This window comes from Azospirillum formosense (assembly GCF_013340925.1).
GTDB lineage: Bacteria > Pseudomonadota > Alphaproteobacteria > Azospirillales > Azospirillaceae > Azospirillum > Azospirillum formosense.
Map to the genome: position 1 here is coordinate 1 of NZ_WHOR01000175.1, position 12,139 is coordinate 12,139.

Sequence of the window (12,139 nt, forward strand, 5' to 3'; positions counted from 1 at the left end):
GCGAAGACCTCGGCCCCGTTCAGCGACAGGCGCGAGTCGGTGAACATCCGCTCCTGCTTCTCCGCCGGCCAGGGCTCGCGTCCGGGCACCAGCGAGTTGCGGCGCCCGCCGGCCTTGACCCAGATGTTTTTGGCCCCGCCGCCGTCGGTGCCGACGACGACGTGGATCGGCGTCGCCCCCTGGCTGACCTCCAGCGCCACGGCCCCGCCCGCGTCGCCGAACAGCGGCAGGGTGGAGCGGTCGCCCGGCACGAGGTGGCGCGAACTGGTGTCGCCGCACAGCACGATGGCCCGCCGGCCCGTCGACCCGCCGAGCAGTCGCCCGGCCATCCACAGCCCGTAGACGAAGCCGGAGCAGCCCAGATTGACGTCGAAGCAGGCCGCCCCCGTGGACAGCCCCAGCCGCTTCTGCATGACGCAGGAGGTCGCCGGCACGTTGTAGTCGGGGTCCTGCGACACGAAGACCAGAACGTCGATGCTGGCCGGGTCCCAGCCGAGCTGGGCGAGCAGCCCCTCCGCCGCCGCGACGCACATGTCCGACGCGCAGATGTGCGGCGGGGCGATGCGCCGCTCGTAGACGCCGGTGGTGGCGAACAGCTTTTCCGCCTCCTCCGCCGTGAAGAGGGAATGGTCCTCCAGGAAGGAATGGCGGTGCGGCGGCACGGCGGCCCGGAATCCCGCGATGCGCACGCCCTCGATGATGGCCTTCACCGGCTGCTCCCTCTCTCCGCCGCTTTTTCGTCCGTCCTGGACTCGAGCGAATTCGGAGACTATTAACCGAAAGAACGCTAGGGTCGAATGATTAACGAACCGATAAATGGAATCAGCCATGGATGACCGGGGTCAGCAAAGCCGGCTTTCGTTCCCGCCCGACATGGTGATCCCGCCCCAGCGTTACTCCGGCGAGGCCAATCACGCCGAGGAGGCGGCACGAGTCTTCCGCCGTTGCTGGATGTTCGTTGGATTTACGGACGACCTGCGCAACGACAACGACTTCATCACCGCCGACATCGCCGGCACCTCGGTTCTGGTCCAGAACTTCGACGGCGAGCTGCGGGCCTATCACAACGTCTGCACGCACCGCTATTCGCTGATCCATCTGCGGCCCTGCGGCAACGGCAAGCCGGTCTGCCCCTATCACGGCTGGGTCTTCAACCGTGACGGCGTTCCGGTCGGCATCCCCGGCAACCGCGAGCATTTCGGCCTGGACGACGCGGCGAAGAAGCGCCTCGCCCTGCGGCGGTTCGAGGTGGCGGTGCGCGGCCGCTTCGTCTTCGTCCGGCTGGAGCCGGTCGGGCCGGGGCTGGACGAGCAGTTGGGCGCCTATGGCGCCGTCCTCGACCATCTGTCGGATCTGTTCACCGACCGCATCGACGAGGGCGTGCTGCCCTGGAGCGCCAACTGGAAGGCGGCGCTGGAAAGCGCGCTGGAGGTCTACCACGTCGACGCCACCCACCCCGAGACCTTCAAGGGCTACGTCAAGAAGGTGTGGATCTGCTCCTACGAGGGCGAGCATTCGCGGGGCGTCAGCCAGCTGTCCGACGGCTCGGCGCGCTGGTGGGATGGAGTGAGCCAGAAGATGGGGCTGCCGCGCAGCGACCGGCTGGAAAGCTACGACCATTATCTGATCTTCCCCAACCTCGCCATCGGCGTCTCCCACGGCGCGCTGATGAGCGTCCAGACCTACGACCCCGTCGGGCCGGACCGCTGCGAGCTGCATTACCGCCTGTTCCTGGGCGAGACGTCCAAGCCGCAGACCAAGGGCGGGGCCGCGCGCAAGGCGGTGGAGGCCAACGTCGCCGGCTTCAACCGCACCATCCTGGGCGAGGACCAGCGCGTGGCCGAAGCCACCCACAAGGGGCTGAAGCAGGTCCAGGCACCGGCCGTCCTCGGCTCCTGCGAGGAGCGCATCGCCGCCTTCCACCGGGCGTGGCTCGCCCGCATGGCCGCGGAATGAGCGAAGTCATGAGTCCGCTGGTCGAACTCACCGGGCGGCACGTCCTAGTCACCGGCGCATCGGCCGGGATCGGGCGGGCGACCGCTCTGCTGGCTGCAAGGCTCGGCGCGCGGGTCACGCTCAACGGGCGCGACGCCGGGCGGCTGGCCGAGACGCTGGCGCTGTTGCCGGGGGAGGGACACCGGACGGCCGCCTTCGACCTGTCGGACAGCGACGCCATCCCCGGTTGGGTCAAGGTGCAGGCGGAGGCCGGCGGTCCCGTCGCCGGTCTGGCCCATTGCGCCGGGGTGCAGATCGGCAAGCCGGTGCGCGGAGTCGACCGCGCCTTCTTCGACGGCATCCTCCACGCCAACCTGCTGAGCGCGCTGGCGCTGGCCCGCGGCCTGCGGCAGAAGGGCTGCCACGCCGAGCCGGCGGCGCTGGTGCTGGTGTCCTCCGTCGCGGCGGAGATCGGGCAGCCGGGCAACGTGGTCTATTCGGCGGCCAAGGGCGGGCTGGTCTCGGCCACCCGCGGGCTGGCCATGGAGTTCCTGCGCGACGGCATCCGTGTCAACTGCGTCGCCCCGGCGATGGTCGATACGGAGATGATGGAGCGCTTCCGCCGCACCACCACGGCGGAGCAGTTCGAGGCGATCCGTGCCGCCCATCCCATGGGCTTCGGCAAGCCGGAGGACGTGGCCTCGGCCATCGCCTTCCTGCTGTCGCCGGCCAGCGGCTGGATCAACGGGGTGATGCTGCCGGTGGACGGCGGCTATCTGGCGACGTGACGCCGCAGGCGATCGAAGGGTAAGGGTTCATGTTCCGCTTCCGCCGTCCGATGGCCGACGATGCCGAGATGCTGCTGCGCTGGCGCACCGAACCGTCGATCACCCGTTTCATGTTCACCGATCTAGAGAAGCCGGACGTCGAGCGGCAGCGCGCTTGGCTGGCCGCGATGGACGCCCGCGCGGACTTCCGCCATTTCATCATCGAGCATGAGGGCCGCCCGGTCGGCTATCTTTCCTACTATGACATCGACCGGGTGCATCTGCGCTGCTCCTCCGGTTCGTACATCGTGGAGGAGAAGGACCGGCGGAGGCTCGCCGGCTTCCTGCACTGCTTCATCATGGACTATTGCTTCTACGGATTGGGGATGAACAAGCTCTTCAACTATTTCATGGAGGGCAATGACACGGTCATCCGCATCCAAAGGGTTGTGAAGGCGCGCGAGGTCGGGGTTCTGCGTCAACATGTCCACAAATACGGCCGTTTCCACGACGTCCATGTGTTCGAGACTCTGCGCAGCGATTGGGAGGGGCATCCCCATATCTTCCCGCGCGAAACCACGCTGGCCGCCTTCGCGGAATAGTCCAGACGGCTGGGGGCTTACGTTGGGCGGTCGGCCGGGAAAGTTCGCCGTCACCCCCACCGAATGTTTGACCAATCCACCGCCGACGCGGTATGCGGCGGGTGTGGGGGCGGCGCCGCGGCGCCGGGAGCATGAGGGGAAGCACGGTGCGGCCTGAGGAAGCCTTGACGGACATCGACGTCACGCTGCTCGCTGGTGGTCTCGGCTCGCGCATGCGGGGCGTCTCGGGCGACACGCCCAAGGTGCTGGCGCCCATCGCGGGACGCGCCTTTCTCGGACATCTGCTGGATAATCTGGCCGCCTACGGCGCGCGCCGGGTGGTGCTGTGCCTGGGCCATCTGGCCGACCGGGTGACGGCGTGGCTGGCCCAGGGCGACACCAACCGCTCGCTGGACGTCGTCTGCCAGATCGAGCCGAGCCAGATGGGCTCCGCCGCGGCGCTCGCCTACATCCGCAAGGACCTGAAGGCCGGCACCGTCCTGGTGATGAGCGGCGACACCTTCCTGGACGCCGACCTGCGCGCCTTCGTCGCCTCGTACCGCCTGTCAGGGGCGGAGGCGTCGGTCCTGTGCGTGGAGGTGGAGGACGCCGCCCGCTTCGGCCGGGTCGAGGTCGGGCCGGACAGCCGCGTCCGCCGGTTCCTCGACAAGGCGCCGGGGCGCGGGGTCATCAACGCCGGTGTCTATCTCTTCTCCGCGGCCTTCCTCGACCGCATCGCGGCCTCCGGGGCCAGCTCGCTGACCCGCGACGTGCTGCACAAGATGCCGCCGGGCACGCTGCACGGTCACATCGCCAAGGCCCGCTTCATCGACATGGGCACGCCGGAAAGTCTGGCGGTCGCCGCCAGCGTGATCGGCGGCCGCGAGACCTGAGCGGGGCGGGCGCCGTGGCGACGCTGGACGAGGCGCTGGCCATTGCGCTCGACCTTCACACCGCCGGGCGGACGGAAGAGGCGGAAGCCCTCTACGGGCGCATTCTCGACGCCGTTCCGGACGAGCCGAACGCTCTCCACCTCTACGGCCTTCTCTGCGCCCAGTGTGGGCGGCTGGAGCAGGCCGCCGACCTGCTGGGCCGGGCGGTGACGCTGCGCCCCGGCCAGCCCGAATACCGCGCCAACCTCGCCATGCTGCATCAGGCCCGCGGCAACCCCGCCGCAGCGGCCGAGCAATACCGGACCGCCCTGCGTCTTTGCCCCGATTCGGCGGCGCTCGCCTTTCCGCTGGCCGGAGCGGCGCGGCAGGTGGGGCAGGGCGAGCTCGCCCTGGCGGCCTATCGCCGCACAACCGTCATCCAGCCCGACCTCGCCGAGCCGATGGCCCAGGCCGGAATTCTGCTGCGCTACGCGGGACGGACAAGCGAGGCCCTGTCCGCCCTGCGCCGCGCCGTCCAACTGCGTCCCGACCATGGGGAGGCGTGGCACCATCTCGGCGTGGCGCTCCAGCGGATCAGGGACCCTGACACGGTGGCGGCGCTGGCGCAGGCCGTGGTCCTGCTGCCGGAAGACGCGACGGCCCGGCTCAACCTCGGCCGCGTCCATTATGACGCGGGGCGGTGGGGCGCCGCCGTTGCGGCCCTGCGCGGCGCGTTGGCGCTCGATCCGGCGAACGACGGCGCGCTGGAGCTTCTCGCCGCCGCCCGGCGCAAGGCGGGCGGGGAGGGGGAGGCCGTGAGGACGCTGCGCCGTCTGCTGCGGCTGCGTCCGGACACGGCGAACGGTTGGCATGCGCTCTCACTGTCCGAACCCGGCTCCCTGGTGTCGCTCCACCGGGCGTTGGCCGTTCAACCGGATCACCGCGGTGCGCTGAGCGGTCTGGCGAACCGGCTGCGGGACCGGCGGGAGATCGCCGCCTCGCTGCGCCTGCACGATCGGGCCGTCCGCCTTGAGCCGGCCAGCGCCGAGGCGCGCTGGAACCGCTCGCTGGCGCGGCTTCTCGCCGGCGACCTGCCCGGCGGTTGGGAGGATTACGAGGCGCGCTGGGGCGTGGCCGATTTCCCGACGAGACCGCGCGGGCTGCCGCAGCCGTTGTGGAGCGGCGGGGAGATCGCCGGTCAAACCATCCTGCTGCATGAGGAGCAGGGCCGCGGCGACGCCATCCAGTTCGTCCGCTACGCCCCCTTGGTGGCTGCCCGCGGCGCTCGCGTGTTTCTGGAGGTCGGCGCCGATCTGGTTCCCCTGTTCCGCGGGCTGCCGGGGGTGGAGGCGGTCTTCGCGCGCGGCGAGCCCTTGCCGGCGTTCGATTGGCAGTGCCCGCTGCTCAGCCTGCCGCGGGCCTTCGCCACCCGGCTGGAGACCGTTCCCGCCGCCGTCCCCTACCTGACCGCCGACCCGGCGCGCGCCGCGGCGTGGCGGGAGCGGCTGGCCGGCGGCGGCCTCAAGGTCGGGCTGGTCTGGGCCGGCAACCCGCATTTCGCCGGTGATCGCGAGCGGTCGCCGGGGCTGGCGGTGCTGTCCCCGCTGCTGTCGGTGCCGGGCTGCCGCTTCTTCGGGCTGCAACTCGGTCCCGGCCATGACGAGTTGTCGCGGCGGTCGATGCCGGCCTCCTTCACCGATCTGGCGCCGGATATCCGCGACTTCGCCGACAGCGCGGCGATCATGGCGTCGCTGGACCTGGTGGTGTCCTCCTGCACCGCGCCCGCCCATCTGGCCGGGGCGCTGGGTGTCCCGCTGTGGGTGTTGCTGTCCCACGCGCCGGATTGGCGCTGGCTGCTCGACCGCTCGGACAGCCCCTGGTACCCGACCGCCCGCCTGTTCCGCCAGCCCCGCCCCGGCGACTGGGCTGGAGTGACGGAGGAGGTCGCGGCGGCATTGGCAGGGCGCGCGGCAAGCCTTCTCTAATCCTTTCCGCTGCGGGGCTCGGGGGCGTACGCAAGGCGGGGCGTGGTGAGAGCGACGCCGCGATTCACCCCGTTATCGATATCCACTTCGGCCATCCGGTTTCCCCGCCGTCGCCCCGCTGCTATCATCCTGCAACCATGGAAAGGCGATGCCCATCATGCTTGCGCTGAGGCCAAACTGCGAATGCTGCGACCGGGATTTGCCCCCGGAGTCCCGCGATGCCTACATCTGCTCCTTCGAATGCACCTTCTGCGGCGACTGCCGGGATGGGGTGTTGAAGGGGCATTGTCCGAATTGCGGGGGAGAGCTGGTGCGGCGGCCCGTTCGCCCGGCGGCGAAGTTGGCCAACAACCCGGCCTCCACGCAGCGGGTGCTCAAGGCCGGCGGGTGCCCGTCCGCCTTTTGAAGGCCGCCTTCTGAACCGCGCTCACCCCAGGCGTCGACCGAGGAACAGCAGCGGCCCCCGCTGGGTCGCCGCGGTGAAACCGGCGCGCTGATAGAAGGGCACGTTTCGCGCGAACACCCCGGTCACCAGATGCAGGCCGGGCAGGCCATCGGCGCGGCAGTCCTCCGCGAAGCGGTCCACCAGCGCCCGCCCGATCCCATGATCACGGAAGCCGGGCCGGACGTTGACGTGGAGATGGGCGGGAAAGGCGGCGAAGCGGTCGGCGAAGACGTCGTATTTCGGGATGGTGCGGGCGAGGTCCACCGCGCCGGCGCTGTCCTTGCAGCCGGTCAGATAGCCGATGACGGTGCCGTCATCACCCAAGGCGAACCACACATCGTCCGGCGCCCGCTCCACGTACCAGCCCGTCCAGGTGCGGAAGAAGGCCGCGCGTTCCTCCGCCGAGGCGAAGTCCCTGCGCAGCGTGGACAGGAAGAAGATCTCCTCCAGCGCGGCGAGGGCGGACTCGTGTTTGGGCATCGCGGACAGACGAACCAGCATCGGCGACCGCACCTCAGCGGCGTTGGGCCAGCGTGAAGGAGGTGGTGCGCGGCGCCAGCATCGTGTAGCGGCCCTTGGCCTTCATGACACCAGCACCCTCCGCGGCCTCCGCCCCATGGCCCCAGAACAGGTCGCCGCGCACGGCCCCCTTGATGGCGCCGCCGGTGTCCTGGGCGACGACGAGGCGCTTGATCTCGCCCCGCGGCACGGGCGCCTCGCGCACGTCCAGCCACAGCGGCACGCCGAGCGGGACGTAGCCGGGGTCCACGGCGAGGCTGCGGCCCGCCGTCAGTTCCATGTTGCGTGCACCGCGCGCACCGACATCGGGGCGAAGCTGGAAGAAGACGTAGGACGGGTTCATGTTCATCACCCGCCGGGCCTCGCCGGGATGCTCGGTCAGCCAGCGGCGGATCAGCGGCATGGTCACCTGCTCCGGCGTGGCGTAGCCGATGTCGATCAGGTGCCGCCCGATGGGGACGTAGCGGTGGCCGTTCTGCCCGCCGTAGCCCAGAGCGACCACCGACCCGTCGCTCATCCGCACGCGGCCCGACCCCTGGATTTCCAGGAAGAAGGCGTCGATGGGATCGTCCACCCACAGGATTTCCAGCCCCTTGCCCTTCAGCGCGCCGTCGGTGATGCGGGCGCGGCTGGGCAGGCCGCGCTTGGTCCGCTTCGGCGCCTTGTAGAGGGGGACGTTGTAACGCTCGGTCCGGGTCCAGCTGCCCCGCAGCTCGACCTCGTAATAGCCGGTGAACAGCCCTTCCTGCCCTTCGGACAGGGCGACGGGGGTAAAGTGGTCCTCGAAGAAGCGGCGGGCGGTTTCCGGTTGGGTGTCGGGCAGGCCGCGCAACGCCTCGCAGATCGGGCGCCAGTCCGAGGTGGTGCCGGCGGCCGGGTTGGGGCCGAGCGGCTTGCCGGCGGGCTGCGACGCCACCCAGCGGCAGGTGCGCTGAAGAGCGGGCAGGGCCTGCGCGTGGTCGTCGTCGATCCAGCCCGGCAGGCCGCGGAAATCCGCGGAGACCTTCTCCATCCCAGGACGCCAGGACGCCGCCGCGACGTTGCCCGCCGGCCCGCCTCCGGTCGCCGCGTCGCCCGCACAGCCCGCCAACAGGCCGAACGCAAGAAGGGTGGAGACGCGCGCCATCGCACGCGCCATGACACTGCCGACCGCAGCCGCCATCGCGGACCCCGCACCAGATTTCAAGAAGACGCCGAAGAAGAGGGAGCGCTGGACTTGCCGCCCGCAAGAGAGCCGGCGCAAGAACAACTACCCCTTTTTTGCCTCATTCATGGGATTGCGGTCAACCGCTCTTCGCGCGGATGGTTTCGATGGGGCCGTCTTGTCACAGGGCGGACGCCCGGGCGGCGACTCGAAAGGCTGCCGCGCGTGCGCGGGGGATGACAACACCCCCCCGCTCGGGTTATCGAGCAGGGAATCTATCCGAGGACCATCCCATGACCCCCGCCGCCCGCCTTCAGGCGGTCATCGACCTGCTGACCGAGATCGACGAAACCCCGCGCCCCGCCGACGCGGTGATGAGCGCCTATTTCCGCGCCCGCCGTTACATCGGGTCGAAAGACCGCACCGCGGTGGCGCAGACGGCCTACGCGATCCTGCGGCGGCACGCCCGCCTGTGCTGGTGGCTGGAGCGTCAGGGCCATCCGCCGACCCCGCGCGCCCGCGCGCTCGCCAATGAGATCCTGGCCGACGGCAAATCCGCCGCGACGGTGAAGGCGCTGTTCGGCTCCACCAAATTCGCCCCGGCCCCGCTGGCGCCGGAGGAGGCGAAACTCGCCAACGAGCTGGACACCCACACGCTGGAGCATCCGCAGATGCCGGAGAGCGTGGCCGTGGAGTGCCCGCCCTGGGCCGAGGAGGCGATGCGCGCCGCCATGGGCGACCGCTTCGCGGTGGAGATGCGGACGCTGCTGGACTCCGCGCCGCTCGACCTGCGCATCAACCCGGTGAAGGCCAACCGCGAGAGCGCGATCAAGGCTCTGGCCCGCGCCCACATCACCGCGGAGCCGACGCAGTGGTCACCGCTGGGCCTGCGCGTCCAGGGCCGTCCGCCGCTGGGCACCGTGGACGCCTTCAAGGACGGTCTGGTCGAGATCCAGGACGAGGGATCGCAGCTCGTGGCGATCGCGGTGGCGCCGAAGCCGGGGCAGCAGGTGGTGGACTTCTGCGCCGGGGCCGGCGGCAAGACGCTGGCCATCGCCGCGCTGATGAAGAACAAGGGCCGCGTCGTCGCCTGCGACGTGCTGGCCGGGCGCCTGAAGCGCGCCGCCGAGCGGTTCCGCCGCGCCGGGCTGCACAACATCGAGGCGCACCCGCTGTCCAGCGAGCGCGACCCCTGGGTGAAGCGGCACAAGCGCAAGTTCGACCGCGTTCTGGTCGACGCACCGTGCAGCGGCACCGGCACCTGGCGCCGCAACCCCGACAGCCGCTGGCGCCAGCTCGGCCCTGGTCTGGCGGAGTTGGTGCCGCTCCAGGCGAACATCCTGGACAGCGCGGCCCGGCTGGTGAAGCCCGGCGGGCGGCTGATCTACGCCACCTGCTCGCTGCTGCCGGAGGAGAACGAGAAGCAGGTCGCCTCCTTCCTGGAGACCCACCCCGACTTCACCGTGCTGCCGGTCGCCGAGGTCTGGGCGGAGGAGGGTGCGGGCACGCCGCCCGCCGAGGGGCCGTACCTGCGCCTGACCCCGGCCCGCCACGACACCGACGGCTTCTTCGCCGCCGTGTTGGTGCGCAAGGCGGAGGAAGAGGAAGCCGCGGCGGAGGTGGACGAGATGGCCGAGGCTGATCCGGCGCCTTCGGAGGGGTAACATCGGCGGGGGAACCTTCCCCGGTGGGATGCGTCAGGCGGGCGGTGTGTCGCCGGCCTGCGCGTTGCCGGTTTGCGGCTTTCCCGCTCCGGCCTTCAGGGCTTCCAGCAGGCCGCTGGCGACCGCGTTCTGGCCTTCGTTGGCGTTTCCGGCAACCGCGCCCAGGACACCGGTTCCGTCTTTCGACGCGCCCGCCGCAAGCGCCGATTGGAGCATGGACAGCGCCGCCTGCGCGTTGCCAGGATCGCTCGAAGCCGGCTTGCTGACGGTATCCGGCGGCGATGGGCTTTCGGCGGCTGGCTTGTTCGTGACGGCTGGCGTCTCCGTGGCAATCTTGCTTTCCGCGGCGGGCGCCGGTGTTGGAGCGGCGTCGTCGGCCTTCGGGGCGGCGGATTTGGGCCCGACGCCGGGAATGTCAACGGTTTCCGCAAATTTCTGGAACGCGTTGCCGAAGACGTTCCGGTCGAAACCGAGGTCCTGAAGCTTCTGTTCGGCGGCCTCGCCGTCCGCCGCGTACAGATCCGCGAAGCCAGCGTCCTCCCCCATGGAGGCCAGCGCGGATTTGAAGCCCTGCATGTTCTTGGTGAATCCGCTGGCGTCGCTGAGAATGGCCGTTTGGTCGGTCGGCTTTCCATAGGCGCCACGGGTCGCCGCGATCTCGCCCTTGAACGCGTCCTGGATCGGCTTCAGGCGTTCGTTCATCTCGTCCATCGAGATTTCGCCGCGCTGCTGGGCTTCCTGAATCTCCTGGGTCTTGCGCCCGACCTCGGACAGCGCGCCGGACATCCGGCTCCCATAGGCCTGCAGTTTCTGCCAGGCGGCCTCCGAGTCGGCGAGCCGCTGCTTGTCCTCCTCGTCACGGGGGCGTTCGGAGACGTAGCGGTTGAAGGTCGCCTTGGTCGCCAGCGATTTCAGCCCGGTCACGGCGTCTTCGGCGCTGATCTTGCCGGAGTTGACAAGTCCTTCCAGCATCCCGCGCGCCTTCGAGTCGAGTTGCTTGAACACATCGGCGGCGGCGCCCTTCAAGGCCTGCCCAAGCTTGCTCACGGACACGGCATCCGTCTTTTCGCCGCTTCCGATGCTTGAGGATTGATGTCCGGAGGAGCCGATTCCGGACTGTACAGGCTTCCAGTATCCGGTGGCGGACAAGGGAAGAGAGGAAATGATTGAGCTGCTGGTCATTGATCCGCTTCCTGACCGTCGTTACCCATCATTCTCGGGCATGAACATGGAGGAGCAAAAAAAGATAATTTCAAATTTGGGAATGTGATTGTGGAATATTCTGTAGTGCACGATAATGAAGGCTATTATTTAAATTCTGCGCGATGGATTTGTGAGGGGCTTGGCAGCGAAAGAGGTGAGCCTACCGGTAATCGAAGGCCCCCTTGCCAATCAGACGACGGACCGCGTCGCCGAAGGCGGCAAACGGACTTAGGTTGATGCCGAGATCGGCGATCTTCTTTGATGCATCGTCGCCACCATCATCAATGGCGAGGAAGTAGGCGTTGGCCTGAGCATCCCTGCTCGTCGCCGGGGAGGGCGATGCCGAAGGTTTGTCGACGCGGATCGGGGAATTGTCCGGCTGCGTCGGCGTGTCGGACCGGCGATGGCCGCGCTGAAGGAGCACCGCTCCGCCGAGAGCGCGGTTGGCGGCCTCCGAATCGAGATCGACGGTGGCGATATCGACACCGGACTGCGCGAAGCCGATGCGTTTCAGACGTGTCGTCAAGCCCTTAGCCACCTCATCGCCGGTCAGAGTGCCGGCGCGCACGGCGTCGTCCAGTTTCCGACGGTCCTCGTCGCCCAGCGCCTCGTTGAACATCGTGAGGGCATTGCCTTTTAGGGCCGTTGCCAGAGCGCTGAGATCTACGCTGTCGCTGGCTCCGCCATTTCGGACGGTCGTCGTGGCGACGGAAGGTGTCGATGTGTTCGTTGAGCGCGATGCCGATCCAGTTCGGAAATATGCGGGAACATCGGCGGGTGATGTGACGCTTGTCGGAGCCATTGTAAAACTCCATTGATCGATGGTTGAGCTTGCCAAGCCGGAAAACGGGATTGTTCCGGCCGCTCTCGATTTGGAATGTTGGGCGAAGATATATAACAAAATGTTAAAGTTTGTGTTTTTAGTAATTATTTCGTCTCTTATATACATCGGACGCCGCCGACCATCTACTCTCTGTAGCGCTTGGCAGGTGCAGCGTCCGTACGAAAAAAGACGATAAAGTGT

The 12,139-nt window shown here is 68.8% G+C and carries 12 protein-coding genes; 7 read left to right on the forward strand and 5 right to left on the reverse strand.

Translation table 11 applies throughout. The annotated features are described in order from the left end of the window. Positions 1-710, reverse strand: a 710-nt coding sequence (locus GBZ26_RS30885) for a ketoacyl-ACP synthase III (RefSeq protein ID WP_174440346.1), incomplete at its 3' end; no start/stop codon positions are given. Between the two features lie 118 nt (positions 711-828). Between GBZ26_RS30885 and GBZ26_RS20010 the strand changes: the two genes are divergently transcribed. From GBZ26_RS20010 to GBZ26_RS20035, 6 genes are all read left to right on the forward strand, one after another. After that, entirely contained in the window at positions 829-1,956 is a 1,128-nt protein-coding gene (locus tag GBZ26_RS20010) for an aromatic ring-hydroxylating oxygenase subunit alpha (protein ID WP_174440347.1), read from the forward strand. Positions 1,957-1,964: 8 nt separating this feature from the next. Then, complete coding sequence (locus GBZ26_RS20015; protein WP_246653925.1) at positions 1,965-2,723, forward strand: SDR family NAD(P)-dependent oxidoreductase; 759 nt, start codon at positions 1,965-1,967, stop codon at positions 2,721-2,723. A 29-nt stretch (positions 2,724-2,752) separates the two neighbouring features. Further along, a complete protein-coding gene (locus tag GBZ26_RS20020) occupies positions 2,753-3,304 on the forward strand; it encodes a GNAT family N-acetyltransferase (RefSeq protein ID WP_174440349.1) in 552 nt (183 codons plus the stop codon). A gap of 164 nt (positions 3,305-3,468) precedes the next feature. Next, the gene (locus tag GBZ26_RS20025) at positions 3,469-4,176 is read left to right on the forward strand and encodes a sugar phosphate nucleotidyltransferase (RefSeq protein ID WP_246653924.1); all 708 of its coding nucleotides are present in this window, start codon (positions 3,469-3,471) and stop codon (positions 4,174-4,176) included. Between the two features lie 14 nt (positions 4,177-4,190). Further along, on the forward strand, positions 4,191-6,140 hold the full coding sequence (locus GBZ26_RS20030; RefSeq protein ID WP_174440350.1) for a tetratricopeptide repeat protein: 1,950 nt from the start codon (positions 4,191-4,193) through the stop codon (positions 6,138-6,140). A gap of 157 nt (positions 6,141-6,297) precedes the next feature. Continuing rightward, positions 6,298-6,546 (forward strand): DUF1272 domain-containing protein, encoded by a 249-nt coding sequence (locus GBZ26_RS20035; protein ID WP_170295969.1) that lies wholly within the window; start codon positions 6,298-6,300, stop codon positions 6,544-6,546. A gap of 21 nt (positions 6,547-6,567) precedes the next feature. Here GBZ26_RS20035 and GBZ26_RS20040 read toward each other — a convergent pair whose 3' ends face one another. Both GBZ26_RS20040 and mltA read right to left on the reverse strand, forming a co-directional pair. Then, positions 6,568-7,086, reverse strand: a complete 519-nt coding sequence (locus tag GBZ26_RS20040) for a GNAT family N-acetyltransferase (protein ID WP_174440351.1) — start codon at positions 7,084-7,086, stop codon at positions 6,568-6,570. Positions 7,087-7,099: 13 nt separating this feature from the next. Continuing rightward, the gene (gene mltA / locus GBZ26_RS20045; protein WP_246653923.1) at positions 7,100-8,242 is read right to left on the reverse strand and encodes a murein transglycosylase A; all 1,143 of its coding nucleotides are present in this window, start codon (positions 8,240-8,242) and stop codon (positions 7,100-7,102) included. Positions 8,243-8,541: 299 nt separating this feature from the next. On the opposite strand from mltA, the gene GBZ26_RS20050 reads away from it, so the two are divergent. Then, positions 8,542-9,912: an RsmB/NOP family class I SAM-dependent RNA methyltransferase gene (locus GBZ26_RS20050; RefSeq protein WP_174440353.1), complete on the forward strand. Its 1,371-nt coding sequence runs from the start codon at positions 8,542-8,544 to the stop codon at positions 9,910-9,912. 33 nt (positions 9,913-9,945) lie between these two features. On the opposite strand, the gene GBZ26_RS20055 is transcribed toward GBZ26_RS20050, so the two are convergent. Then, positions 9,946-10,959: a hypothetical protein gene (locus GBZ26_RS20055; protein ID WP_345772053.1), complete on the reverse strand. Its 1,014-nt coding sequence runs from the start codon at positions 10,957-10,959 to the stop codon at positions 9,946-9,948. A 316-nt stretch (positions 10,960-11,275) separates the two neighbouring features. Further along, positions 11,276-12,139, reverse strand: an 864-nt coding sequence (locus GBZ26_RS30365) for a hypothetical protein (RefSeq protein ID WP_247884854.1), incomplete at its 5' end; no start/stop codon positions are given.

What these genes read in the sequence shown, in the direction of transcription:
- GBZ26_RS20010 (WP_174440347.1), top strand. Translation starts at nt 829, where the DNA reads ATGGATGACCGGGGTCAGCAAAGCCGGCTTTCGTTCCCGCCCGACATG.
- GBZ26_RS20040 (WP_174440351.1), bottom strand. Translation starts at nt 7,086, where the DNA reads ATGCTGGTTCGTCTGTCCGCGATGCCCAAACACGAGTCCGCCCTCGCC.
- GBZ26_RS20035 (WP_170295969.1), top strand. Translation starts at nt 6,298, where the DNA reads ATGCTTGCGCTGAGGCCAAACTGCGAATGCTGCGACCGGGATTTGCCC.
- mltA (WP_246653923.1), bottom strand. Translation starts at nt 8,242, where the DNA reads ATGGCGCGTGCGATGGCGCGCGTCTCCACCCTTCTTGCGTTCGGCCTG.
- GBZ26_RS20020 (WP_174440349.1), top strand. Translation starts at nt 2,753, where the DNA reads ATGTTCCGCTTCCGCCGTCCGATGGCCGACGATGCCGAGATGCTGCTG.
- GBZ26_RS20015 (WP_246653925.1), top strand. Translation starts at nt 1,965, where the DNA reads ATGAGTCCGCTGGTCGAACTCACCGGGCGGCACGTCCTAGTCACCGGC.
- GBZ26_RS20050 (WP_174440353.1), top strand. Translation starts at nt 8,542, where the DNA reads ATGACCCCCGCCGCCCGCCTTCAGGCGGTCATCGACCTGCTGACCGAG.